This window comes from Sporosarcina luteola (assembly GCF_023715585.1).
GTDB lineage: Bacteria > Bacillota > Bacilli > Bacillales_A > Planococcaceae > Sporosarcina > Sporosarcina luteola_D.
Genome location: NZ_JAMBOK010000002.1, coordinates 254,984 through 278,746, shown reverse-complemented (window position 1 = coordinate 278,746; position 23,763 = coordinate 254,984). Strand labels below are relative to the sequence as shown.

General features: G+C 47.8%; 24 protein-coding genes and 2 other annotated features. All 24 genes read right to left on the bottom strand.

The annotated features are described in order from the left end of the window. Positions 1 to 9: 9 nt before the first annotated feature. Positions 10 to 480, bottom strand: a complete 471-nt coding sequence (gene rpsG, locus M3193_RS11700) for a 30S ribosomal protein S7 (RefSeq protein WP_251627862.1) — start codon at positions 478 to 480, stop codon at positions 10 to 12. 41 nt (positions 481 to 521) lie between these two features. Further along, positions 522 to 944 carry a 30S ribosomal protein S12 gene (gene rpsL, locus M3193_RS11695; protein WP_251627860.1) on the bottom strand — a complete coding sequence of 141 codons (423 nt, stop codon included), beginning with the start codon at positions 942 to 944 and terminating at the stop codon, positions 522 to 524. 103 nt (positions 945 to 1,047) lie between these two features. Beyond that, positions 1,048 to 1,296, bottom strand: a complete 249-nt coding sequence (locus M3193_RS11690; protein WP_251627858.1) for a ribosomal L7Ae/L30e/S12e/Gadd45 family protein — start codon at positions 1,294 to 1,296, stop codon at positions 1,048 to 1,050. Between the two features lie 125 nt (positions 1,297 to 1,421). Next, positions 1,422 to 5,015, bottom strand: a complete 3,594-nt coding sequence (gene rpoC / locus M3193_RS11685) for a DNA-directed RNA polymerase subunit beta' (RefSeq protein ID WP_285851972.1) — start codon at positions 5,013 to 5,015, stop codon at positions 1,422 to 1,424. Between the two features lie 108 nt (positions 5,016 to 5,123). Beyond that, positions 5,124 to 8,666 (bottom strand): DNA-directed RNA polymerase subunit beta, encoded by a 3,543-nt coding sequence (gene rpoB, locus M3193_RS11680; RefSeq protein ID WP_251627856.1) that lies wholly within the window; start codon positions 8,664 to 8,666, stop codon positions 5,124 to 5,126. A 214-nt stretch (positions 8,667 to 8,880) separates the two neighbouring features. Continuing rightward, positions 8,881 to 9,489, bottom strand: a complete 609-nt coding sequence (locus M3193_RS11675; RefSeq protein WP_251627854.1) for a class I SAM-dependent methyltransferase — start codon at positions 9,487 to 9,489, stop codon at positions 8,881 to 8,883. A gap of 247 nt (positions 9,490 to 9,736) precedes the next feature. Beyond that, positions 9,737 to 10,102, bottom strand: a complete 366-nt coding sequence (gene rplL, locus M3193_RS11670; RefSeq protein ID WP_251627852.1) for a 50S ribosomal protein L7/L12 — start codon at positions 10,100 to 10,102, stop codon at positions 9,737 to 9,739. A 75-nt stretch (positions 10,103 to 10,177) separates the two neighbouring features. Next, entirely contained in the window at positions 10,178 to 10,678 is a 501-nt protein-coding gene (gene rplJ / locus M3193_RS11665) for a 50S ribosomal protein L10 (RefSeq protein ID WP_251627850.1), read from the bottom strand. Positions 10,679 to 10,710: 32 nt separating this feature from the next. After that, positions 10,711 to 10,856 (bottom strand) — a sequence feature (ribosomal protein L10 leader region). Between the two features lie 46 nt (positions 10,857 to 10,902). Then, positions 10,903 to 11,601 (bottom strand): 50S ribosomal protein L1, encoded by a 699-nt coding sequence (rplA, locus tag M3193_RS11660; protein WP_251627848.1) that lies wholly within the window; start codon positions 11,599 to 11,601, stop codon positions 10,903 to 10,905. 119 nt (positions 11,602 to 11,720) lie between these two features. After that, positions 11,721 to 12,146, bottom strand: a complete 426-nt coding sequence (gene rplK, locus M3193_RS11655; protein ID WP_191693394.1) for a 50S ribosomal protein L11 — start codon at positions 12,144 to 12,146, stop codon at positions 11,721 to 11,723. Between the two features lie 169 nt (positions 12,147 to 12,315). Then, positions 12,316 to 12,849: a transcription termination/antitermination protein NusG gene (nusG, locus tag M3193_RS11650; RefSeq protein WP_251628289.1), complete on the bottom strand. Its 534-nt coding sequence runs from the start codon at positions 12,847 to 12,849 to the stop codon at positions 12,316 to 12,318. A gap of 158 nt (positions 12,850 to 13,007) precedes the next feature. Beyond that, positions 13,008 to 13,193, bottom strand: coding sequence for a preprotein translocase subunit SecE (gene secE / locus M3193_RS11645; RefSeq protein ID WP_251627846.1), 186 nt, complete (start codon positions 13,191 to 13,193; stop codon positions 13,008 to 13,010). A 40-nt stretch (positions 13,194 to 13,233) separates the two neighbouring features. Further along, positions 13,234 to 13,383 carry a 50S ribosomal protein L33 gene (gene rpmG, locus M3193_RS11640; RefSeq protein ID WP_251627845.1) on the bottom strand — a complete coding sequence of 50 codons (150 nt, stop codon included), beginning with the start codon at positions 13,381 to 13,383 and terminating at the stop codon, positions 13,234 to 13,236. A 137-nt stretch (positions 13,384 to 13,520) separates the two neighbouring features. Continuing rightward, the gene (sigH, locus tag M3193_RS11635) at positions 13,521 to 14,171 is read right to left on the bottom strand and encodes an RNA polymerase sporulation sigma factor SigH (RefSeq protein WP_251627844.1); all 651 of its coding nucleotides are present in this window, start codon (positions 14,169 to 14,171) and stop codon (positions 13,521 to 13,523) included. Between the two features lie 69 nt (positions 14,172 to 14,240). Then, positions 14,241 to 14,756: an NYN domain-containing protein gene (locus tag M3193_RS11630; protein ID WP_251627843.1), complete on the bottom strand. Its 516-nt coding sequence runs from the start codon at positions 14,754 to 14,756 to the stop codon at positions 14,241 to 14,243. Beyond that, entirely contained in the window at positions 14,753 to 15,511 is a 759-nt protein-coding gene (gene rlmB, locus M3193_RS11625) for a 23S rRNA (guanosine(2251)-2'-O)-methyltransferase RlmB (protein WP_251627841.1), read from the bottom strand. The genes M3193_RS11630 and rlmB overlap by 4 nt, the downstream gene beginning before the upstream one ends. Next, positions 15,508 to 15,939 (bottom strand): Mini-ribonuclease 3, encoded by a 432-nt coding sequence (locus M3193_RS11620; RefSeq protein WP_251627839.1) that lies wholly within the window; start codon positions 15,937 to 15,939, stop codon positions 15,508 to 15,510. Before M3193_RS11620 ends, rlmB begins: the two co-directional genes overlap by 4 nt. Further along, positions 15,936 to 17,333, bottom strand: coding sequence for a cysteine--tRNA ligase (gene cysS, locus M3193_RS11615; protein WP_251627837.1), 1,398 nt, complete (start codon positions 17,331 to 17,333; stop codon positions 15,936 to 15,938). The genes M3193_RS11620 and cysS overlap by 4 nt, the downstream gene beginning before the upstream one ends. Beyond that, positions 17,314 to 17,982, bottom strand: coding sequence for a serine O-acetyltransferase (gene cysE / locus M3193_RS11610; RefSeq protein ID WP_251627835.1), 669 nt, complete (start codon positions 17,980 to 17,982; stop codon positions 17,314 to 17,316). Before cysE ends, cysS begins: the two co-directional genes overlap by 20 nt. 59 nt (positions 17,983 to 18,041) lie before the next feature. Then, positions 18,042 to 18,264, bottom strand: a binding site (T-box leader). 59 nt (positions 18,265 to 18,323) lie between these two features. After that, positions 18,324 to 19,787 carry a glutamate--tRNA ligase gene (gene gltX, locus M3193_RS11605; RefSeq protein WP_251627833.1) on the bottom strand — a complete coding sequence of 488 codons (1,464 nt, stop codon included), beginning with the start codon at positions 19,785 to 19,787 and terminating at the stop codon, positions 18,324 to 18,326. A gap of 69 nt (positions 19,788 to 19,856) precedes the next feature. Next, positions 19,857 to 20,333, bottom strand: coding sequence for a 2-C-methyl-D-erythritol 2,4-cyclodiphosphate synthase (gene ispF / locus M3193_RS11600; protein WP_251627831.1), 477 nt, complete (start codon positions 20,331 to 20,333; stop codon positions 19,857 to 19,859). Continuing rightward, positions 20,330 to 21,028 (bottom strand): 2-C-methyl-D-erythritol 4-phosphate cytidylyltransferase, encoded by a 699-nt coding sequence (ispD, locus tag M3193_RS11595; protein WP_251627829.1) that lies wholly within the window; start codon positions 21,026 to 21,028, stop codon positions 20,330 to 20,332. Before ispD ends, ispF begins: the two co-directional genes overlap by 4 nt. Before the next feature lie 33 nt (positions 21,029 to 21,061). Then, positions 21,062 to 22,162 carry a PIN/TRAM domain-containing protein gene (locus M3193_RS11590; protein ID WP_251627827.1) on the bottom strand — a complete coding sequence of 367 codons (1,101 nt, stop codon included), beginning with the start codon at positions 22,160 to 22,162 and terminating at the stop codon, positions 21,062 to 21,064. A 182-nt stretch (positions 22,163 to 22,344) separates the two neighbouring features. Further along, entirely contained in the window at positions 22,345 to 23,715 is a 1,371-nt protein-coding gene (radA, locus tag M3193_RS11585; RefSeq protein WP_251627825.1) for a DNA repair protein RadA, read from the bottom strand. Between the last annotated feature and the right edge of the window lie 48 nt (positions 23,716 to 23,763).

Below are 23,763 nucleotides of genomic sequence, written 5' to 3'. Positions count from 1 at the left end.
CGTCCGATCTTACCAACGATAGTGAGCGAATGCTTTGTTCGCTTCTGCCATCTTGTGCATTTCTTCACGGCGTTTCACGGAAGCACCTGTATTGTTGGAAGCATCAAGGATTTCATTCGCAAGACGTTCTTCCATCGTTTTCTCACCACGTGAGCGGGAGTAGTTTACAAGGTAACGCAATCCGAGAGTTGTACGGCGCTCTGGACGAACTTCGACCGGAACTTGGTAGTTCGCACCACCGACACGGCGAGCACGTACTTCAAGCACTGGCATAACATTATTCAATGCCGCTTCAAATACTTCTATAGGGTCTTTACCTGAGCGTTCTTGAACAAGTTCAAACGCACCATAGAGGATTTTTTGTGATGTACCTTTTTTACCGTCTACCATCATTTTATTGATTAGACGAGTGACAAGCTTCGAATTGTAAATCGGATCTGGTAATACGTCGCGTTTTGCAACAGGACCTTTACGAGGCATATTGTTTTCCTCCTTTCGAAATAATCATTTCGTTTTCGTAATTAGTTTTTCTTTTCTTTAGGTCTTTTCGCACCGTATTGTGAACGGCTTTGCATACGGCCAGTAACTCCAGCAGTATCAAGCGCTCCACGTACGATGTGGTAACGAACACCCGGTAAGTCTTTTACACGTCCTCCGCGGATAAGAACAACGCTGTGCTCTTGAAGGTTGTGACCTTCACCAGGGATATATGCGTTCACTTCCAAAGTGTTTGTCAAACGAACACGCGCATATTTACGAAGAGCCGAGTTTGGTTTCTTCGGAGTCATTGTACCCACACGAGTACAAACACCTCTTTTTTGTGGCGAGTTGACATTTGTCATCGACTTTTTGAAGCTGTTATAGCTTTTTCCGAGTGCTGGTGCCTTGGAACTGTCCGATTTCGATTTACGAGGTTTACGGACCAATTGGTTAATTGTAGGCATCGGATTTCCTCCTTTCATTGTGCTTTTTGTAAGACCACACATCCAGGTGGTTCATTTTTGGGGTAAAAACAAAGTCTTTGTGTGTTTCATCACACAAAAACTATCATACAGTAATGGCGACGACGGACGCACCGACTTGAATGCCGCATGCCCGACCGAGTTTCTCCCTCGATTCGACATAACTTACTCGGATGCCGTTCTTGGCTGCTTCTCCGATAACCGGTTCGACTAGCTTTCCTTCGACATCTTCCGCAATGACGACTTCCTTCACCACGCCAGATTTTATCGCTTTCACTGTTTGCTTTGTACCGATGATTGTCTTCTTTGCCTGCTCGACTTTTTCATAAGACATTCGTGCATCCTCCAAAGTACAGACATTCAACTATCAACCTTTTGTATATTACCATCTGTGAAGATGCATGTCAACAATTAATAAAAAAGGGGAGAGGAAAATTTCTCTCCCCTTTCATTAATCAATTACTCAATTACCGCTGCTGCCGCCTTTTCTTCTTGTTCCATCTGGATCTGGCGGTAGCGCTGCATGCCCGTTCCGGCTGGAACAAGCTTACCGATGATAACGTTCTCCTTAAGGCCGAGCAATTCATCCGTTTTTCCTTTGATCGCTGCATCTGTTAGGACGCGAGTCGTCTCCTGGAAGGATGCTGCCGACAAGAAGGATTCCGTTTCAAGCGATGCTTTCGTAATACCGAGAATGACCGGACGTGATGTAGCCGGCACTTTCCCGCTTTTCAGCACTTTGGCGTTCGCTTCGGAGAATTGGTGGATGTCGAGCAACGATCCCGGAAGTAGATCCGTGTCACCCGCTTCGATGACACGCACTTTACGAAGCATCTGGCGGACCATCACTTCAACGTGCTTATCACCGATTTCTACACCTTGCATACGGTATACTTTCTGAACTTCTTTTAGAAGGTATTCTTGTACAGTCGCTACATCTTTGACGATGATCAATTCTTTCGGATCGATGGAACCTTCAGTAATGCTGTCCCCACGATCGATTGAATCGCCGACTTGCACTTTCAAGCGGGCATTGTATGGAGCAAGATACTTGCGCGTCTCAACTTCCCCTTGAATTGTAATTTCCTTCTGCCCTTCCCGGATTTCATCAATCTCTGTGACTTCACCTTTAATCTCAGAGATGACTGCTTGCCCTTTCGGATTCCGGGATTCGAAAATCTCCTGGATACGAGGTAGACCGGATGTGATGTCATCCCCAGCAACCCCACCAGTATGGAATGTACGCATCGTAAGCTGTGTACCAGGCTCACCGATTGATTGTGCAGCGATGATTCCGACCGCTTCGCCAACTTCAACCGCTTCCCCTGTTGCAAGGTTGATGCCGTAACATTTTTTACAAATACCGTGTTTTGTATTACAAGTGAACGCAGAGCGGATTGTAACTGTTTCGATGCCTGCATTGATGATTGCTGCTGCAAGATCGGCAGTGACAAGACCATCTTTCGGAACAATCACTTCGCCCGTTTCCGGGTGACGGATCGTCTTCTTCGTATGACGGCCTTCAATACGCTCTTCCAATGTTTCGATGACTTCTGTTCCTTCAGTAAGCGCGCTGATTTGCAGACCTCTGTCCGTTCCACAATCGTCTTCGCGTACGATGACATCTTGCGCAACGTCTACGAGACGACGTGTCAAGTAACCGGAGTCGGCAGTTTTCAACGCTGTATCCGCAAGACCTTTACGGGCACCGTGAGTAGAGATGAAGTACTCGAGTACTGTCAATCCTTCACGGAACGAAGACTTGATTGGCAACTCGATGATCCGTCCTGCCGGGTTGGCCATCAGTCCCCGCATTCCCGCGAGCTGTGTAAAGTTGGACGCGTTACCACGGGCACCTGAGTCACTCATCATGTAAATAGGGTTTGTATTTTCAAGAGAGTCCATCAGTTTATCCTGGATGACGTCCTTGGCATTACTCCAGTAGGAAATGACACGATCATAACGCTCTTCTTCCGTAATTAGGCCACGGCGGAATTGCTGCGTCACTTTATCCACTTTATCTTGAGCTTCTTTCAAGATATCGTCTTTGTTCGGCAATACGACGATATCTGAGATACCGACCGTGATGCCTGCGCGAGTTGAATATTTAAAGCCTAGGTTTTTCATCCGGTCAAGCATTCTCGAAGTTTCCGTAATATGGAACTTCTTGAAGATTTCCGCGATGATATTTCCAAGGATCTTTTTACGGAAAGGAAGGACAATCTCCGCGTTTTGAATATGCTCTCTAATATTTACTGTTCCATCAATGAAATATTTATCCGGCGTTTCAATCTGTAGATTGTGATCTGTCGGTTCATTGATGTATGGGAACGTCTCAGGAAGGATTTCATTGAAAATGAGCTTCCCGATTGTCGTCAATAAAAGCTTGCGATTCTGTTCTTCAGTAAATGTAGGGTTGTTCAACGAACCAGCTTGGACGGCGATTCTCGTATGCAAATGGACATGGCCAGTTTGATATGCAATCAAAGCCTCATTCATATTGCTGAAAATCGACCCTTCGCCGATAGACCCTGCCCTTTCCAACGTAAGGTAGTAGTTGCCCAACACCATATCCTGTGATGGCGTTACGACCGGTTTACCGTCTTTCGGGTTCAGGATGTTTTGCGCTGCAAGCATGAGCAGACGCGCCTCGGCTTGTGCTTCTGCCGAAAGTGGAACGTGAACTGCCATTTGGTCTCCGTCGAAGTCGGCGTTATAAGCCGTACAGACGAGTGGATGAAGTTGGATTGCACGGCCTTCGACCAATAACGGTTCGAATGCCTGGATTCCGAGTCTATGAAGGGTCGGAGCACGGTTCAGTAAGACCGGATGCTCTTTAATGACATCTTCAAGGACATCCCAAACTTCAGAATGCAGTCGTTCGATCTTGCGTTTCGCGCTCTTGATGTTATGGGCGAGTCCGCGTTCGACCAATTCCTTCATAACGAAAGGCTTGAACAATTCAATGGCCATCTCTTTCGGAAGACCACATTGATACATTTTCAGGTTTGGCCCAACAACGATAACCGAACGGCCTGAATAATCGACCCGTTTACCCAAGAGGTTTTGACGGAAGCGACCTTGCTTCCCTTTCAACATATGGGAGAGGGATTTCAACGGACGATTCCCTGGTCCTGTAACCGGACGTCCGCGTCGTCCGTTATCAACGAGCGCATCGACAGCTTCCTGGAGCATACGTTTTTCGTTCTGCACGATGATGCCAGGAGCGCCAAGGTCAAGAAGACGCTTCAAACGGTTATTCCGGTTAATGACTCTCCGGTAAAGATCGTTCAAATCGGAAGTGGCAAAACGACCGCCGTCCAATTGAACCATCGGGCGCAATTCAGGAGGGATGACCGGCAACACTTCGAGAACCATCCATTCCGGACGGTTTCCAGAGTTACGGAAAGATTCGACGACTTCCAAGCGTCTGATCGCACGTGTACGACGTTGACCTTGAACTGTCTTCAACTCTTCCTTCAGACTTTCCGTTTCTTTATCCAAATCAATTGCCATTAGAAGCTGCTCAATCGCCTCTGCACCCATGAGAGCCTGGAATTTCGAGCCGTACTTTTCACGGTAGAGCCTAAACTCCTTCTCGGAAAGCAATTGTTTTCGTTCAAGTGGCGTATCTGCAGGATCGACAACGACGTAAGATGCGAAATAAATGATTTCTTCCAACGCACGTGGTGTCATATCAAGAATAAGGCCCATTCTGCTCGGGATTCCTTTGAAATACCAAATATGCGTTACCGGTGCTGCAAGTTCAATATGTCCCATACGTTCACGGCGCACTTTTTGACGAGTTACTTCAACGCCGCATCGATCACAGACAACGCCTTTGTAACGGACGCGCTTATATTTCCCACAATGACATTCCCAGTCTTTCGTAGGACCGAAGATTCTTTCACAGAACAGACCGTCTTTTTCGGGCTTTAACGTACGATAGTTGATCGTTTCGGGTTTTTTCACTTCACCGTAAGACCAAGAACGAATTTTATCCGGTGAAGCAAGGCCGATTTTCATATACTCAAAATTGTTTACATCTATCAAGGAGCCTACCTCCCTCTTATCTTATCTCCGCGATGGACTCACATCTTTATCAGTAAGATAGAGGAGCGTTCCGAGCTCCCCTATCCAATTGCACAGACTATATTTCAATTAAACCGTTTGATCTTCAGCCATGAGATTCAATGCATCTGTTGGTTGCATATCATCGTCATCATCGAGATCGCGCATTTCAATTTCTTCGAATTCCTCTGTCAGCATCTTCACATCCAAGCCAAGGCTCTGAAGTTCTTTGATCAATACTTTGAACGACTCAGGGACGCCCGGTTGAGGGACGCTTTGCCCTTTGACGATCGCTTCGTACGTCTTCACACGGCCGACAACGTCATCTGACTTGACAGTAAGGATTTCTTGCAGTGTATAAGCGGCACCATAAGCTTCAAGCGCCCATACTTCCATCTCCCCGAAACGCTGACCGCCGAATTGGGCTTTCCCTCCGAGCGGTTGTTGCGTAACAAGCGAGTAAGGTCCAGTCGACCGAGCATGAAGCTTGTCGTCGACCATATGTGCGAGTTTGATCAAATACATGACGCCGACTGATACACGGCTGTCAAATGGCTCGCCTGAACGGCCATCGTAAAGGATCGTCTTTCCGTCACGGTTCATACCCGCTTCTTCCATGGTGCTCCATACATCTTCTTCATTCGCTCCGTCAAATACAGGCGAAGCCATATGAATACCAAGGTTCCGAGCAGCCATTCCAAGATGCATTTCCAATACCTGACCGATATTCATACGGGAAGGTACGCCAAGTGGGTTCAACATGACGTCAATTGGCGTGCCGTCCGGAAGGTATGGCATATCCGATTCAGGCAAGATGCGTGAAATAACCCCTTTGTTACCGTGGCGTCCAGCCATCTTATCCCCTACGGAGATCTTACGCTTCTGGACGATATATGCACGGACGAGCTGATTGACGCCTGGCGGCAATTCGTCTCCGTCTTCACGATTGAACACTTTCACGTCCAAGACGATTCCGCCGGCTCCATGTGGAACACGCAATGAAGTATCACGTACTTCTCGTGCTTTTTCACCGAAGATCGCATGAAGAAGTCTTTCTTCAGCTGTCAGTTCAGTTACCCCTTTTGGCGTCACCTTTCCGACGAGGATGTCACCGTCGCGGACTTCTGCACCAATACGGATAATACCACGGTCATCCAAGTTGCGAAGGGCTTCTTCCCCAACGTTCGGAATATCCCTTGTAATCTCTTCAGGTCCAAGTTTCGTATCCCGTGCTTCCGATTCGTACTCTTCGATATGGATGGATGTAAAGACATCATCTTTCACAAGACGTTCGCTCATGATGATCGCATCTTCATAGTTGTAACCATCCCATGTCATGAAGGCTGTAAGAACGTTTCGGCCCAAAGCAAGCTCCCCGCTGTCCATCGAAGGTCCGTCTGCAAGGATATCGCGCGGTTGTACACGATCTCCAACGCTGACGATCGGACGCTGGTTATAGCATGTCCCTTGGTTGGAGCGGATGAAATTATCGAGACGATAAATCGTCAAGTCGCCCTTCACTTCTTTGCCGTCCACAGTTTCAATGCGGCGGATCCGTATTTCACTCGCCTCGACGTGTTCGACGATGCCGTGGTATTTTGCAATAACCGCAGCTCCGGAGTCACGTGCTGATACGTGTTCCATACCGGTTCCGACTAACGGTGCTTCCGGATTCAACAAAGGTACAGCTTGCCGTTGCATGTTCGCGCCCATCAAGGCACGGTTGGAGTCATCGTTTTCAAGGAACGGAATACATGCTGTCGCTGCAGAGACGACTTGCTTCGGAGATACATCCATATAGTCGATCTGCTCACGTTTGAATACCGTGTTATCCCCTTGGAAACGTCCGACCACTTCTTCGTTGACGTAGGAACCATCTTCGTTAAGCGGCGCATTCGCCTGCGCAACGACATAGTTATCCTCAATATCCGCAGTCAAATAGTCAATTTGGTGAGTAACGCGTCCAGTTTCAGGGTCAACCTTCCGATAAGGAGTTTCAATGAAACCAAACTTATTTACTCTCGCAAACGTTGAAAGGGAGTTAATCAATCCGATGTTCGGCCCTTCCGGCGTTTCAATCGGACACATGCGTCCGTAGTGGGAGTAATGGACGTCACGGACTTCCATGCCCGCACGCTCCCTTGTCAATCCGCCTGGTCCTAACGCTGATAGACGTCGCTTATGCGTCAATTCGGCAAGCGGATTCGTCTGATCCATGAATTGAGACAGCTGAGAGCTGCCAAAGAATTCTTTGATGGAAGCGATGACCGGTCTAATATTGATCAATTGTTGAGGCACAATCGATTGAGTGTCGTTGATGGACATACGTTCTTTTACGACGCGTTCCATACGAGATAGTCCAATACGGAATTGGTTTTGAAGCAATTCGCCGACCGAACGCAGACGACGGTTTCCAAGATGGTCAATATCGTCCGTATTTCCAACTCCATGGAGCAAGTTGAAGAAATAGCTGATGGAAGCGACAATGTCCGCAGGCGTCACATGCTTCACCGACTCATCGATGCTTGCATTCGAGATGACATTGATCTCTTGCTTCTCTTCACTTTTCGGAGCATAGATCTTGATTGTCTGGATTGTGATATCTTCTTCCAAGACACCGCCGACATGTGTTATTTCCTGGATGCCGACACCTTTTTCAAGATGAGGCAGCAAACGATCCAGCGTGCGGCGATCTAGCAGCTGATCTTTTTCAACTAGAATTTCGCCGGTCTCAGGGTCTGCAAGTGTTTCTGCAACAGTTTGGTTGAACAGACGGTTTTGCAGATGAAGTTTTTTGTTCATTTTATAACGGCCGACATTCGCCAAGTCATACCTTTTCGGGTCGAAGAAGCGGGGGTACAGCAAGCTTCTCGCGCTGTCCAACGTCGGAGGTTCACCAGGACGAAGGCGCTCGTAGATTTCAAGCAAGGCTTTTTCCGAAGTTTCCGTATTATCCTTTTCAAGCGTGTTGCGCAAGTACTCATTGTCTCCGATCAGTTCAATGATTTCTTGATCAGTCGAAAATCCGAGTGCTCGAAGAAGGACGGTAATCGGCAACTTACGAGTGCGGTCAATCCGGACATGCACTACGTCTTTTGCGTCTGTCTCGTATTCAAGCCATGCTCCTCGGTTCGGAATGACAGTTGCAGCAAAGCCGCGCTTGCCGTTCTTATCTGTCTTATCATTGAAGTAGACACTCGGGGACCTTACGAGCTGGGATACGATGACCCTTTCCGCACCATTGATGATGAACGTTCCGTTTTCAGTCATAAGCGGGAAGTCACCCATGAAAACGTCCTGTTCTTTCACTTCTTCCGTTTCCTTGTTATGCAAACGCACTTTTACGCGCAACGGTGCTGCATACGTAACGTCACGCTCTTTAGATTCATCAACAGGGTATTTCGGTTCACCAAGTTGATAATCAATGAATTCCAACGAAAGATTACCTGTGAAATCCTGGATTGGAGAAATATCACGGAACATTTCCCGTAATCCTTCTTCCAAGAACCACTCATAAGATGCCGTCTGGATTTCAATCAAATTCGGCAGCTCGAGAACTTCATTGATCCGCGCGAAACTTCTGCGCTGACGGTGTTGACCATACTGAACTAAATGACCTGTCAACTCTTTCACCCCTCAAAACAATATTAGTCCTTTGCGAAATCATAAAAATAGTGTATGATATCGAAAAAAACAAAAAGAAAACGAGTTCTGGCAAGAGCTCATTTTCGGTTTAACAATCTTTTATCCATTGCCAGTATGCCTTAGATTTCCAAATCTTATGCAAAAGGGCACACGACCGCATTATATTATTTATGCATTTTACAATACTAGCACAAGAAAACACTCAGGTCAATGTTTTTTGGGCTTTAAGTATGAAATATCCTTTTTTCTTTTCCACAGTTTCCACGTTTCCGAAGATTTGCGTCAAATGCGCCATTGTGGAGGGAGCCCCTTGCTTCTTCTGAATGACGACCCACAATTCTCCTCCGACAGCCAATTTAGAAAAAGCACCGTCGTAAATTTTGAATACCGTCTCTTTTCCTGCCCGGATTGGCGGGTTCGTCAATATCGCAGCGAAACCCTCTGCCTCTACAGCCGATAATGCATCACTCGAGTAGATTGACACATTCCCTATGTTGTTCAGTTTGGCATTTTCATTGGCAAGCGCCATCGCCCTTTCGTTGACATCGACCATATGGACGTTCCGGTCCGGAAAAGATGCGGCGATCGATAATCCGATAGGTCCATATCCGCAGCCGACATCCAACACAGCCCCTGCCACGATTGGCATTACGAAAGATTCCGCTAGCAGGCGTGAACCGAAATCCACTTCCCTTTTGCTGAAGACTCCCGCGTCCGTCTTGAATCGAAGCCGAGTGTTGCGCAATATTGCTTGCCATTCCTTCGGATCACTTTTCACTATTGGATTTTTAGAGTAGTAATGTTCAGCCATATTGATTCTCCTTCCTCCCGAAAGGTTGCCCATTTATTTCTATTTTCATTATTAGATAGGCTTATTAAAAGTTAATAAAGTAGATATAAAGGAGATTCCGTGATTGCAGCGAAAGCCGTAACGAAGAACGGCTTTTGCGAGTAAAAGCGCAGCGTTACGAGCACTACAAATCAACAGTTTCCGTTTAGATAAAAAAACGAAGAAAAGCCCGTCCAAAATGACGAGCCTTTCTTCATTTATTCAAAAATTACTTAACTTCTACGCCAGCGCCAACTTCTTCAAGTTTCGCTTTCATTTCTTCTGCTTCTTCTTTAGAAACGCCTTCTTTGATTGCTTTAGGAGCGTTATCAACTACTTCTTTCGCTTCTTTCAAGCCTAGGCCAGTGATTTCGCGAACAACTTTGATAACTTTAATTTTTTGGTCTCCTGCAGATGCAAGAACTACGTCGAATTCAGTTTGCTCAGCAGCCGCTTCACCAGCACCTGCTCCGCCCATCATTGCAACTGGAGCTGCAGCTGTTACGCCGAATTCCTCTTCGATAGCTTTTACAAGGTCGTTCAATTCAAGAACTGTCATTTCTTTAATCGCGTCAAGGATTTGTTGATTAGTCATTATATTTTCCTCCTAATAGGTTTTAGTTTGTCGGGAATTATCCCGCAGATTTTCGTTCAGGCTGCTTGAGTAAACTTAAGCGCCTTGTTCCTCTTTTTGCTCTGCAACAGCTTTTGTTGCAAGCGCGAAGTTGCGCATTGGAGCTTGTAGAACGCTGAGTAGCATGGAAAGAAGTCCTTCGCGGGATGGAAGTTCAGCCAATGCTTTGATATCTTCAACAGAAGCGACATTTCCTTCGATCACGCCTGCTTTGATTTCAAGCTTATCGTTCTTCTTAGCGAAGTCGTTAAGGATTTTAGCAGGAGCAACTACATCTTCTGTCGAGAATGCGATTGCGTTTGGTCCTACCAAATGCTCATTCAACCCTTCAAGTCCAGCTGTTTCAGCAGCACGGCGTGACATTGAGTTTTTGTAAACTTTGAAGTCGATGCCTGCTTCACGAAGCTGTTTACGAAGTTCCGTAACCTGGCTCACGTTTAGACCACGGTAGTCGACTACGACAACGGAAACTGCTGATTGCAATTTACCTGAGATCTCTTCAACTATCGCTTGTTTTGCTTCTAATACTTTGCTCATCTTGACACCTCCTGTAAGAATTCGGGTCATTTATACCGATATGAAAAGCCCTCGCGATCCACAAAGTAGACCTCGAGGGCAGAAAAGTCGTCATCTTTAACATAAAGAGCGTCTTGTCCTCGGCAGGATGATTAAGCTGTGAAGCCCCTGCTGTCTACGGTACAAATGATTTATTTTGCAACAAACGAAATCTTACTATAAGATTTCAAGCTTGTCAACGTTTTTTATTTTACAACTACAGTTGACGGATCAACTTTGACCGCAGGACCCATTGTAGTCGTGATATTCACAGACTTCATGTAAGTTCCTTTAGCTGCAGCTGGTTTAGCTTTTTGGATTGTTTCAAAAACAGTTTTGAAGTTTTCTTCAAGCTTTTCGTTGTCGAAAGATGCTTTTCCGATTGGAGCGTGGATAATTCCAGCTTTGTCCGCACGGTATTCAACTTTACCTGCTTTGATTTCCGCAACAGCTTTAGCAACATCAAATGTTACTGTGCCTGTTTTCGGGTTTGGCATTAAGCCTTTCGGTCCCAATACGCGACCGATTTTACCAACTTCGCCCATCATGTCCGGAGTTGCAACGATAACGTCGAAATCGAACCAGCCTTGTTGGATTTTAGTGATGTACTCTGCATCGCCTGCATAGTCTGCACCAGCAGCTTCCGCTTCTTTCAATTTTTCGCCTTTCGCGAAAACTAGAACGCGTTGAGTTTTACCAGTACCGTTCGGAAGCACGACTGCTCCACGGATTTGCTGGTCATTTTTACGAGTGTCGATTCCTAGACGGAATGCGACTTCGACAGTTGCATCGAAGTTGACTGTGCTTGTTTTCTTCGCAAGCTCAATCGCTTCTTTCAAGTCATACACTTGCGTGCGATCTACAAGCTTCGCCGCTTCAGTGAACTTTTTACCTCTTTTAGCCATTAAAATTTCCTCCTCGTTTGTGGTTTTAACGGATTGAACCTCCCACGAATAAGGGTTGCGTGTTCCGAGGAACAAGCGCAACCCCCACTACAAAGAAACAGAACATGGTTTCATCGCGATCAGTCTTCGATCGTGATTCCCATACTGCGTGCAGTACCTTCAACCATTGCCATCGCCGCTTCAACCGATGCTGCGTTAAGGTCTTCCATTTTTTGTTCTGCAATTTCGCGAACTTTATCACGTTTTACAGTAGCTACCTTCTTTTTATTCGGTTCGCCTGAACCTTTTTGAAGATTAGCTGCAACTTTCAGCAATACTGCTGCTGGTGGAGTTTTTGTAATGAATGTGAATGAACGATCCTCAAATACAGTTATTTCAACAGGAATGATTAGACCTGCTTGATCCGCTGTACGTGCGTTGAAATCTTTACAGAATCCCATGATGTTGACACCTGCTTGACCTAGTGCCGGTCCAACCGGTGGAGCTGGGTTAGCTTTACCTGCAGGGATTTGCAATTTCACGATTTTGGTTACTTTTTTAGCCACGAGACACACCTCCTTAAGTCCGTGATGTGGTAATTGGGTTGCCCCTCCCACTCAATATGTGCCTGCCGGTCGCCCGGTAGAATTTGGTTAATCCGTCCAGTCTGTTTTGATTACAGTCTGACCTTTGAAATGATACCACTATTATGCTTGTCTTGCAAGTGGTAATCTCTTATATTTTTTCAACTTGTTCAAAGTCAAGTTCCATGATCGTTTCTCTTCCGAACATGTCGACAGAAACGCGGACCTTCCCTTTGTCCTGATCGATCTCTTCAACTTTCCCTTGGAAGTGCGCGAATGGCCCTTCAAGCACCTCGATCATTTCGCCGATTTGGAAGTCAGCTTCGGCTTTCCGTTCTTTCATGCCCATTTGTTTAAGGATGAAATCGACCTCTTCCGGTAAGAGCGGCGTTGGTTTTGCACCACCGCCTGAAGAACCGATGAAGCCCGTGACTCCAGGCGTGTTCCGGACGACGTACCAGGAATCATCCGTCATGATGATTTCCACGAGGACATACCCCGGGAATGTCTTTTTCATGACTGTCCGCTTTTTACCGTCTTTGAAGTCCGTTTCCTGTTCTTCAGGGATGACGACGCGGAATATTTTATCTTGCATACCCATCGTCTCGACGCGTTTTTCCAGGTTGGCTTTCACCTTGTTTTCATATCCTGAATACGTGTGGACGACGTACCAATTTTTCTCCATTTCCATAATGACGTAGGACTGTGTGTCCGTCCCTCCTTTTCTGAACTGCATTACTCGTATGTTTGCCAAAGGCTCTATAATTTTTTCCGAGAAATGAAAAAACCCGTTCATGTGACAAGACGGGATATTTTTCAACAAGGATTATTCATGCTGTCCTATTATAACGCAATATACCATTCCATTGCTTTTGAAATGCCCAAATCGACTAGACCAAAATAAACTGCCATGAAAACGACTGTCGTGATAACAACGATCGTATAACGTGTCAGTTCTTTCTTTTTCGGCCAGCTGACTTTCCGCATTTCAGAGACGACATCTTTTAAAAAGCCGGTTATCTTACCCATTCAGTCGTAGACCTCCGAATACTAAAATATAGTACTGCCACTAGATTGTTTGTTTATGCTCTGTATGTTCATTGCATTGATTGCAAAACTTCTTCACTGTAAACCGGACTGTTGTCTGTTTATTCCCCGTAGGGATGACGTAGTTTCGTGACCCGCAGCGATCACAGCATAAAATCAGTTTTTTAGACATTTCTTCACCTTGAATTTCCATCGTGCAACTATTGTCGACAGTCTACGTATATAGTCATTGCCTTGCTAAAGAGTACCATCTAATTTTCATGATGTCAACAGGATGGAAATTGATTGGCAGACTGTCACGGACATGCTTCAATGCACGACATCCACTTGCATGTGACGTTCCAGTTTGCGCTTGATGCGCTGGAGTGCATTGTCCACGGATTTGACTTGTCGATTCAATTCGTCCGAAATCTCCTGATAGGATTGACCTTCCAAATAGAGTGATAGGACCTGCTTTTCGAGTCCACTCAACACTTTATTGATTTCCCCTTCCATATGGATGAATTCTTCCTTATGGATCATCAAATCCTCTGGATCATCGAGCACTGATCCGGTGAGGACATCTAGCAATGTACGGTCGGATTCTTCATCGAATACAGGCTTGTCCAAAGATACCGAAGTATTCAGGGGAATGTGCTTCTGCCTTGTCGCCGTCTTGATGGCTGTAATGATTTGCCTGGTGATACACAGCTCAGCAAATGCCCGGAATGAAGCAAGCCGATCCGTTCTGAAATCGCGGATCGCTTTATAGAGGCCGATCATCCCTTCCTGAATGATATCCTCCCGGTCACCGCCCATCATGAAATATGAGCGCGCTTTCATTTTAACGAAAGATTGATATTTGGTAATAAGAAAATCCAGTGCGTCCGTGCTGCCCTCATGAATACGAACTAAAAGCTCTTCATCGGATAGCCCGGTGAAATCAGATGGTCCCCCTTGAACGTAAACATTTCCCGCCAATCACCACACCCCGATTCGTTATTGCCATTTCAATTAGTATACCGTATGGAAAATTTTTACGTCAACCGTTCATTTCATTCCGCGACGCCATTTTTCAAATATTTCTGCCACCTCGTCGGACAGTTGAATCTTGGAGAACGGCCTTTCCTCTTGGATTTCTTTCACTTTTTTTGTGATCAATTTATCGATTTCATTCATTTCAATTTCTAGTTCGCGAGCCGATTTCCGCAGTGCGCCTTGCGCAAAAATGACCCATTGCTCCGTCAAATCGGAGGTGGCTACGTGGATTTGGACCCGGCGCCCGCTCAGCTCGGATACCAACTTTTCGATCCGCTCATCGGCAGTTTCATTTTCACGGGTGAAAACGACTTCGACATTATGCTTCCAGTTCTTCTTTTCAGTCCCCCGCATCAAGTGCGCATCAAACAGGACGATGACTCGCCATCCCGTATGCGCCTTGTATTCGGCCATTCTTTCAATAAGCCGGTCGCGGGCTTCGGCAAGGCTTACAAGCTTCAGCTTACTCAATTCCTGCCATGCCCCGATGATGTTATATCCATCGACGAGCAATATATCCTTTTTCATGACCCCGGCGTTAAGGGCTTGCGTTTCCGTAACACTTCGTACATTAGCAAGGATGCTGCGACAGAGGCATTCAATGATGTTACATGCCCGACCATCGGCAGATGATAGAGGAAGTCACATTTCTCCTTTAAGATGCGGGACATCCCTTTACCCTCGCTGCCGATGATGATGGCAAGTGGCAGGGTGGCATCCATCGAACGATAATCTTGCGAACCTTGAGCGTCCGTCCCAGCAATCCAGACTCCCGCCTTCTTCAATTCTTCCACCGTCTGGGAGAGGTTGTTCACACGGACGACCGGAATATGCTCGATCGCCCCAGTCGAAGCTTTTGCGACAACCCCTGTCAAACCGACAGAGCGCCGTTTCGGGATGATGATGCCGTGCACGCCAGAGGCATCCGCCGTCCTGAGTATCGAGCCCAGATTATGCGGGTCTTCCAGTTCATCCAGGATGAGGAAAAACGGGTCCTCGCCGCGGTCTTTCGCGACCGCAAACAAATCATCGAGCTCTGCATAAGAGTAGGCGGCAACCGAGGCGATGATGCCTTGATGATTCACGTCTAGCATGCCGTCCAGCTTCTGTTTCGGCACCGCTTGGACGATGATTCCCGATTGTTTCGCGAGGGACAAAATCTCCCCGATGCTTTTTTTATTCAACCCTTCGGCAATCCAGATCTTATTCAGTTCCCTGCCGGAACGAAGTGCTTCCACGACTGGGTTTTTGCCGCCGATCAATTCTGATTCCTGATTTGTCATGATGCGCCCTCCTCGTTAGGATTTTCGATGAACTGCATTGTATTCCCAATGATTTCCCCGACCCGTTCAGTTCTCCCAAGCAGATATAAATAACCGAGGACCGCCTCGAATCCGGAACTGTAATTATACGTTACCACGTCTGTATTCTTCGGTACCGAGCCGGACTTCGCATTCCGTCCGCGACGCAGGACCGCTTCCTCCTCTTCGGTCAGGAAGCCTGTTTCCTGCATCATCTTTACAGCGGAGGCCTGCGCTTTTGCGGAGACATACCGCGTCGCCTCTTTATGGAGAATGTTCGGCTTCACGCGGCCAGAGCGCAGCAAGTGCTCGCGGACCGCCTGCTCGTAAACCGCATCCCCCATATAGGCGAGTGCAAGTGCGTTCAGTTGCTTTACATCGATGTCACGCAACGTATACACATCGTTCATCCTCTCTTCCACCGCGTGCCTTGGGCGGTATCCTCCAGGATGATCCCTTTTTCCTTCAATAGATCCCTAATTTCGTCTGCACGGCTGAAATTCCGTTCTTTGCGAGCAGTCAAGCGCTCCTCGATAAGCCCTTCAATTTCCTCGTCCAACAGTTCCTCCCCGTTGAACGGCAAGCCGAGAACTTCCATCAGTCGGTCAAATGCTGAAATGAAATAGTCGAGTACGGCTGTTTGTGTGTTTTTCTCCAATAAATAGACGTTAGCCGTTTTTACGAGTTCGAAAACGGCGGCTATAGCATTTGCCGTATTGAAATCGTCATCCATTGCAGTTTCAAACAGGCGGACGGCCTCATCAACCTTATGCGTCCAGATGTCCTGCTGGTCGCCCAAATCAGCGGACGTGCCCAATCGGTGCTTTAAGTTGTTATACGCCGTTTGGATGCGGTCTAAGCCATTTGCCGCGCTTTCGACGAGATCTTGCGAGAAGTTGACCGGATGACGGTAATGAACGGACAGCATGAAGAAACGGAGCACCTTCGGATCGATCTGTTTCCGGATATCGTGGACGAGAATGAAATTCCCGAGCGACTTCGACATCTTTTCATTATCGATATTAATATAGCCGTTATGCATCCAGTACCGGGCGAACTGCTTCCCAGTCATCGCTTCAGACTGCGCAATTTCATTCTCGTGGTGCGGGAATGTCAGATCCTGCCCGCCCGCATGGATGTCGATCGTATCGCCCAAATGCTCCCTCGCCATGACAGAACACTCGATATGCCAGCCCGGACGACCTTTACCCCACGGGCTCTCCCAAGCAATTTCCCCTTCCTTCGCCGCTTTCCATAAGGCGAAATCGAGAGAATTCTCTTTAATGCCGCTCTCTTCGATGCGCGCACCTACCCTCAGCTCATCGATCGACTGATGGGACAGTTTGCCGTAACCGTCGAACTTGCGCGTCCTGTAATAGACATCACCTTGCGCTTCATAAGCGTAACCTTTTTCAACCAGCACTTTGATGAAAGCGACAATGTCGTCGATATGCTCCGTCACACGCGGATGGGCATCCGCTTTGCCGCAGCCGAGAGCTCCGACATCCTCGAAATACGCATTGATGAAGCGTTCGGTCAATTCCCCGACCTCTTCACCCAGCTCATTCGCCGTGTTGATGATTTTGTCGTCGACATCTGTGAAGTTGGACACATAATTGACGTCATAGCCGCTATACTGCAAATACCTGCGGACTGTATCAAACACGATGACCGGTCTTGCATTCCCGATATGAATGTAGTTGTAGACGGTCGGTCCGCACACATACATTTTTACTTTCCCTTCCTCCAGTGGAATGAAAGGCTCCTTCTTCCGTGTCAATGTATTATATATTTGAATACTCATCGGTTTTCCCTTCTTTCTTCTCAAGTTCTTCAATCCGTCGTTTCAAATATGCAATTTCTTCTTCCAACCGGTTGCACGTATCCGCAACCGGGTCCGGCAAGTTTTGGTGATCATGTTTATCCTTCACCCGTACGCCATTCGTTATGACGACTTTGCCAGGAATTCCGACAACTGTCGAATCGTCCGGTACATCAATCAGAACAACAGACCCTGCACCGATCTTACTGTTATCACCAATTGTAATGGAGCCGAGCACTTTCGCTCCCGAAGCTACAAGTACATTATTGCCAAGAGTCGGGTGACGCTTTCCTTTTTCCTTGCCAGTCCCCCCCAATGTCACACCTTGGTATAAGGTTACGTCATCGCCGATTTCACAAGTCTCACCTATGACGATCCCCATGCCGTGGTCAATGAACAGACGCCTGCCAATCGTCGCGCCCGGATGGATTTCAATGCCTGTGAAAAATCGGCTAATCTGGGAGATGAGCCTTGCCAGAAACAACAGGTTCTTCTTATAGAGCGCGTGTGCGATCCGGTGCGCCCACACTGCGTGGAGGCCGGAATACGTAAGCACCACCTCGAACGTGCTACGCGCGGCCGGATCTTGTTCAAATATGCAATGGATGTCTTCCTTCATCCTACGAAACACTGTTTTTGACCCCCGTTCCAATCTTTCATGAACGCAAAAAGCGCCCCTGTCCATAACTAGACAGAGACGCATCGAATGCGCGGTTCCACTCCGCTTGAAAGGAGGTATAATCCCCTTCCCGCTTGACGCCTGTAACGCTGGCGATGCGTCCGGCCTACTTCTTCGTTCGGCACGGCGCTCAAAGGGGCATTTCCACATTGCAGAGGCACGGGTCACTTGCAGCCGGTGATGACCCTCTCTGAAGAACATGCGATGTGTACTTCTCCTTGTCAAAGCTTTCGTTCTTTTACATGAATGTACGTTAATTGTACCTAGAAAATGCCTAAAGTCAACTAAATCAATTACGACTGAGCGAATTTAGAAACTCGTTCAACCGCTTTTTCCTTTCCGATCAACGCGATGGAATCCGGCAATTCCGGACCGTGCGTCTGCCCCGTCGTTACAACGCGGATCGGCATGAATAGATTCTTCCCTTTATGGCCCGTTTCCTTTTGCACCTCTTTGATGGCTGCTTTAATTGAAGCAGGATCAAATGATTCAAGGGCGGTTAACTGGCGCTGGAAGGATGCCATCACTTCCGGAACTTGTTCGCCCGAAAGGACTTCCTTGGATTGTTCATCATATTCCAAGTGGTCATTGAAGAATTGGGCGGTCAGTTCTACGATTTCTGCACCATAGCTCAACTGCGCCTGGTAAAGGGCGATTAAATCGTGCACCCAGTCGCGCTCTTCTTCCGTCATTTCTTCGCTTACACGTCCTGCTGCTTGAAGATGCGGCAATGTCAATTCGATAACTTCATCCAAGCTGAGCTTCTTCACGTATTGGTTATTCATCCATGTAAGCTTCGTCTTATCGAACATGGATGGCGATTTGGATAGACGGCTTTCGTCGAAAAGCTTGATCAATTCATCACGCGTGAAGATCTCTTCTTCCCCGCCCGGCGACCAGCCGAGCAATGCGAAGAAGTTGAACATCGCTTCCGGCAAATAGCCGAGGTCCTTGTATTGGGAAATGAATTGAATGATCGATTCATCCCGCTTCGAAAGCTTTTTACGATCTTCATTGACAATTAACGTCATATGCCCGAAACGCGGATACTCCCAGCCGAATACATCGTACACCATTAATTGCTTAGGTGTATTCGTCAGGTGCTCTTCGCCGCGGAAGACGTGCGAGATTTTCATCAGATGGTCATCGATGACAACTGCGAAGTTATATGTCGGAATGCCGTTCGCTTTCACTAGCACCCAGTCGCCGACGTCTTTCGATTCGAATGCTACTTCTCCACGAACGAGGTCATCCACTGTATAGGTTACATTTTCAGGCACCCGCATGCGGATTGTGTATGGCATGCCCGCAGCTTCCTTATCAGCAACTTCATCGGCAGTCAGATGGCGGCAAGTCCCGCTATACATCGGCGCTGCGATTCCTGAAGCCTTCTGCTTTTCGCGCTCCGCCTCCAACTCCTCCGTCGTACAGAAACATTTGTAAGCTTGGCCGCCGTCAAGCATATCCTTGGCATATTTCGTGTAGAGGTAAAGGCGCTCCATCTGGCGGTAAGGACCATACTCCCCGCCAATATCGACGGACTCGTCATGATGGATCCCCAACCATTTCAGGTTATCCAGCTGGGAAAGTTCGCCCGCTTCGATATTCCGTTCCGTGTCGGTATCCTCGATGCGGATGATGAATTTCCCCCCATGATGTTTTGCGAATAGGTAATTGAACAATGCTGTCCGGGCTCCGCCGATATGTAAATGGCCGGTCGGACTCGGCGCATAACGTACACGTACTTCTGTTGTCATTTGAGTGCATCTCCGTTCTTGATTAATTCAAGTGTCATTTTATCACTGCTTCGTCCAATTTGAAAGGACTCAATCTTTTAAGAGAAGGATAGTAGCCATTGAGGCGATCCCTTCTTCCCTGCCGACAAATCCAAGTTGTTCGGTTGTTGTCGCCTTGACATTCACCTGTGTCACATCCGCCTTCAGTAATTCTGCAATGCGCGCGCGGATCGTTTCGATATGCGGGGCCATTTTCGGCTTTTGCGCCATGATCGTGCAATCGATATTGCCCAGCCGGTAGCCCTTCGACTCTACGATCTCCCATACTTTTTGAAGAAGGATCGCTGAATCCGCATCCTTGAATGCCTCATCCGTATCGGGGAAATGCCTGCCGATATCCCCCTCCCCGACTGCGCCGAGCGCAGCGTCTGTCACTGTATGCAAGAGCACGTCCGCATCCGAATGCCCTGTCAATCCTCTCTCATAAGGAATGGTAATGCCGCCGATGATCAATGGCCGGCCTTCCTCAAATTGATGCACATCAAACCCTTGTCCTATCCGAATCATTGGAAATCCTCCTGCCGTCTATGTTTCAAGAGGACCTCGCCAAACAGGAGGTCCTCCTTCGTCGTCATTTTAATATTGTCATACGTACTTTCTACAACTCTCACCGGATGCCCCAGCCGTTCCACGATCATCGATTCATCCGTACCGAGGAACCCCTCGGCTTCGGCTTTCTCTGACGCTTTCTTCAAAAGGTCGTAGCGGAACGCTTGCGGCGTCTGGATTGCCCAAAGCTTAGCACGGTCCACTGTCTCCTCGACGATGCCGCCAGGCGCAACCTTCATCGTATCCTTCACTTGGACACCAGCAATTGCGGCGCCATGCTCTTCGGCTACGTTTACAAGCTCACGGATGACATCCCGTTTGATGAAAGGCCTCGCAGCATCATGCACGAGGACAACCCCTCCATTTGGATGAGCCGCAATGCAAGCCGCAACGCTTTGCTGCCGCTCCGCTCCGCCTTCAACGAGTTGTGCCACTTTCGTAATACCGAAACGTTCGAGCATTTCTTCGATATGGAGCTTTTCCTCGCCTTTCACGGAGAGGATCATCCCCGCGCAATCCGGATCCTGTTCGAACACATCCAAAGTGTGTATGAGGATCGGCTTGCCTGCCATCTCCAAGAATAGCTTGTTGACCCCGGCACCCATACGCCGTCCGCTCCCAGCTGCCGGGAGCATCACTGTATATGTCTTCATCTTTGTTCCTCATCTTTCTTCATCAATGCGCTTTTAATGCGCCTTTGCAGTTTTGCCGTTCTTCGGCTTGGCGAAGATCATTCGGCCCGCAGAGGTCTGCAGTACGCTCGTTACGACGACATCAATCGCATTGCCGATATGCGTTCTGCCATCTTCAATCACAATCATCGTGCCATCATCCAAATAGGCGACACCTTGATTATGCTCCTTGCCATCCTTTATAACGACGACATGCATCTCTTCACCGGGAATGACGACAGGCTTCACCGCATTTGCAAGATCATTGATGTTCAATACTGCTACACCGTGCAGATCCGCCACTTTATTCAGATTGAAATCGTTTGTCACGACCTGGCCATTCATGCTTTTCGCAAGACGGACAAGCTTGAGATCAACTTCCGCAACATCAGCGAAATCTTCGTCGGTAATAAAAATGCTCGGTCCGTCATCCGTCTGCAGACGCTTCAGGACATCAAGCCCACGCCGTCCTTTTGTACGCTTTAATGAATCGGATGAATCGGCGATGTGCTGAAGCTCGGTCAATACGAATTGCGGGACGACGAGAAGCCCTTCCAGAAATCCTGTTGACGCGATATCCGCAATCCTTCCGTCAATAATGACACTCGTATCCAGAATCTTATGATGCTTGGAATCCGCCTGTGCCCCTTCTCCGCCATCCCTTTTCTTAGGATTGCCGTTCTTAGCTGCAAAGATCGCGTGGGAAAATTCCTCACGTTTCTTTGATCCAACCTGAAAACCAAGGTATCCAAGAAGGATGGAAAGCACAATCGGCATGATGGATGTGATGAACGGAATTTCCAAAGCACTTAAACCGAAACTTGCAAGAAAGGCAACAAGCAAACCGACCATCAGACCGATCGTTCCGAATAATAAATCGAAAATGGGAGCCTTCAACAGACGGTCTTCCATCCACTTAATGAAATTCACAATCGGGTCCGCGATGAAAAGGCTCAGCAAATATAACAAGAACGCTCCTAGGACAGCAGCTACGTAAGGATTGTCAATCATCGGCTTTGAAGTAAAAGAAGATAAAGTGAATAAGTACGGTAAGAATAATACGCCGAGTGTCCCTCCGATCAGCAGCAGTCCAATTTGAACTACTCTTTTCAACATGTACAACACCTCCATTCCATTTCTGATAACTATACACGTTTTTGATGCTCTTCGCCGTTTTGAGCCATCACAATCAATGTTTTTCCGACAACTATAGGACACGAAAAAGCTTGCGAAGTTCCTCGCGCAGCAAAAACAGGGAAATAGGACTCCCGATAAAAAAGTCCCATCCCTTTTCATTTTTACGAAAACGCGATGTTCAATGCCTCACTTATCGTTTCGACGCCGACGACTTGAATCCCTTCCGGAAAATCCCATCCGCCGATATTCGATGATGGAATGATGACCTTTTCGAACCCAAGCTTCGCCGCCTCCGTCACCCGCTGTTCGATACGGGAAACACGGCGCACCTCACCCGTCAACCCAACCTCTCCGATGAAGCAGTCCGTCACTCCCGCCGCCGCATCCCGATAGCTTGAAACGATGCTGACGAGGACAGCCAAATCAATTGCCGGCTCATCAAGCTTTACGCCGCCGGCAACCTTAATATACGCGTCCTGCGCTTGCAAAAGCATGCCCATCCGCTTTTCAAGGACAGCCATCAGGAGCGATACGCGATTCTGATCGATTCCGGTCGCCATTCGCTTCGGATAATTGAAGCTGGATGGTGTCACAAGCGCCTGGATTTCAACGAGGATCGGACGGGTCCCTTCCATCGAGGCGACGACAGTCGATCCCGCTCCTCCCTGGGACCTTTCCCGTAAAAACAACTCGGAAGGATTCAAAACTTCCTTTAACCCGGATTGCAGCATCTCAAAGATCGCGATTTCATTTGTCGAGCCAAAGCGGTTCTTCACACTTCGCAAGATCCGGTACGTATGATGCCGCTCCCCCTCAAAATAGAGAACAGTATCCACCATATGCTCGAGAAGACGCGGACCTGCAATTTGTCCGTCTTTCGTCACATGGCCGACGATGAAAATGGCGATATTCTGCGTCTTCGCGATACGCATCAGCTCAGCCGTACATTCCCGCACTTGCGAAACACTGCCTGGAGCGGATGTCACTTCGGGATGGTGGATTGTCTGGATCGAGTCTGCAATGACAAATTTCGGTTGCACGTCATTGATCGTTTCATGTATCTTCGCCAAATCCGTCTCCGCATAAATATAAAGTTCATCCGACGCAACGCCGAGACGTTCAGCGCGCAGCTTTGTCTGTCTGATGGACTCCTCGCCAGATATGTAAAGGACGCGCTGCTTTTGATTGGCGAGAAGGGAAGACACTTGCAGGAGCAACGTCGATTTCCCTATACCCGGATCCCCGCCGATCAAGATGAGCGAACCCGGGACGATTCCGCCGCCGAGCACCCGGTTCAGTTCTCCAAGCTCCGTCTTGACCCTCGGTTCTTCCATTGTTTCAATCGCGCTGATCGGCATCGCTTTCTGTTGGATGTTCGCTGTGTGCTGAAACGCACCGCGTGGACCCTTGCTTACAATTTCGACTTCCTCGTCCATCGTATTCCATTCGCCGCAGCCAGGACATCTTCCCATCCACTTCGGCGATTCATACCCACAGTCCCTGCACATGAATTTCGTTTTCCGCTTTGCCATTTGTACCTCCATACACGAAAAGGACAGCCCTTTCCCGTAGATAGCGAA

Bases quoted from the DNA above. Each gene is read 5' to 3' on its own strand.
- M3193_RS11590 (WP_251627827.1), bottom strand. From the start codon at position 22,162: ATGTTGAAAAGAGTAGTTCAAATTGGACTGCTGCTGATCGGAGGGACA.
- ispF (WP_251627831.1), bottom strand. From the start codon at position 20,333: ATGATTCGGATAGGACAAGGGTTTGATGTGCATCAATTTGAGGAAGGC.
- rpsG (WP_251627862.1), bottom strand. From the start codon at position 480: ATGCCTCGTAAAGGTCCTGTTGCAAAACGCGACGTATTACCAGATCCG.
- radA (WP_251627825.1), bottom strand. From the start codon at position 23,715: ATGGCAAAGCGGAAAACGAAATTCATGTGCAGGGACTGTGGGTATGAA.
- M3193_RS11675 (WP_251627854.1), bottom strand. From the start codon at position 9,489: ATGGCTGAACATTACTACTCTAAAAATCCAATAGTGAAAAGTGATCCG.
- secE (WP_251627846.1), bottom strand. From the start codon at position 13,193: ATGGGTAAGATAACCGGCTTTTTAAAAGATGTCGTCTCTGAAATGCGG.
- ispD (WP_251627829.1), bottom strand. From the start codon at position 21,028: ATGAAGACATATACAGTGATGCTCCCGGCAGCTGGGAGCGGACGGCGT.
- cysS (WP_251627837.1), bottom strand. From the start codon at position 17,333: ATGAGTATTCAAATATATAATACATTGACACGGAAGAAGGAGCCTTTC.
- rpsL (WP_251627860.1), bottom strand. From the start codon at position 944: ATGCCTACAATTAACCAATTGGTCCGTAAACCTCGTAAATCGAAATCG.
- M3193_RS11630 (WP_251627843.1), bottom strand. From the start codon at position 14,756: ATGAAAAAGGATATATTGCTCGTCGATGGATATAACATCATCGGGGCA.
- nusG (WP_251628289.1), bottom strand. From the start codon at position 12,849: ATGGAGAAAAATTGGTACGTCGTCCACACGTATTCAGGATATGAAAAC.
- M3193_RS11690 (WP_251627858.1), bottom strand. From the start codon at position 1,296: ATGTCTTATGAAAAAGTCGAGCAGGCAAAGAAGACAATCATCGGTACA.
- gltX (WP_251627833.1), bottom strand. From the start codon at position 19,787: ATGACAACAGAAGTACGTGTACGTTATGCGCCGAGTCCGACCGGCCAT.
- rplL (WP_251627852.1), bottom strand. From the start codon at position 10,102: ATGACTAATCAACAAATCCTTGACGCGATTAAAGAAATGACAGTTCTT.
- rlmB (WP_251627841.1), bottom strand. From the start codon at position 15,511: ATGACAAATCAGGAATCAGAATTGATCGGCGGCAAAAACCCAGTCGTG.
- rplA (WP_251627848.1), bottom strand. From the start codon at position 11,601: ATGGCTAAAAGAGGTAAAAAGTTCACTGAAGCGGCGAAGCTTGTAGAT.
- rpmG (WP_251627845.1), bottom strand. From the start codon at position 13,383: ATGTCTAAAAAACTGATTTTATGCTGTGATCGCTGCGGGTCACGAAAC.
- rplJ (WP_251627850.1), bottom strand. From the start codon at position 10,678: ATGAGCAAAGTATTAGAAGCAAAACAAGCGATAGTTGAAGAGATCTCA.
- M3193_RS11620 (WP_251627839.1), bottom strand. From the start codon at position 15,939: ATGAACGATGTGTATACGTTGCGTGACATCGATGTAAAGCAACTGAAC.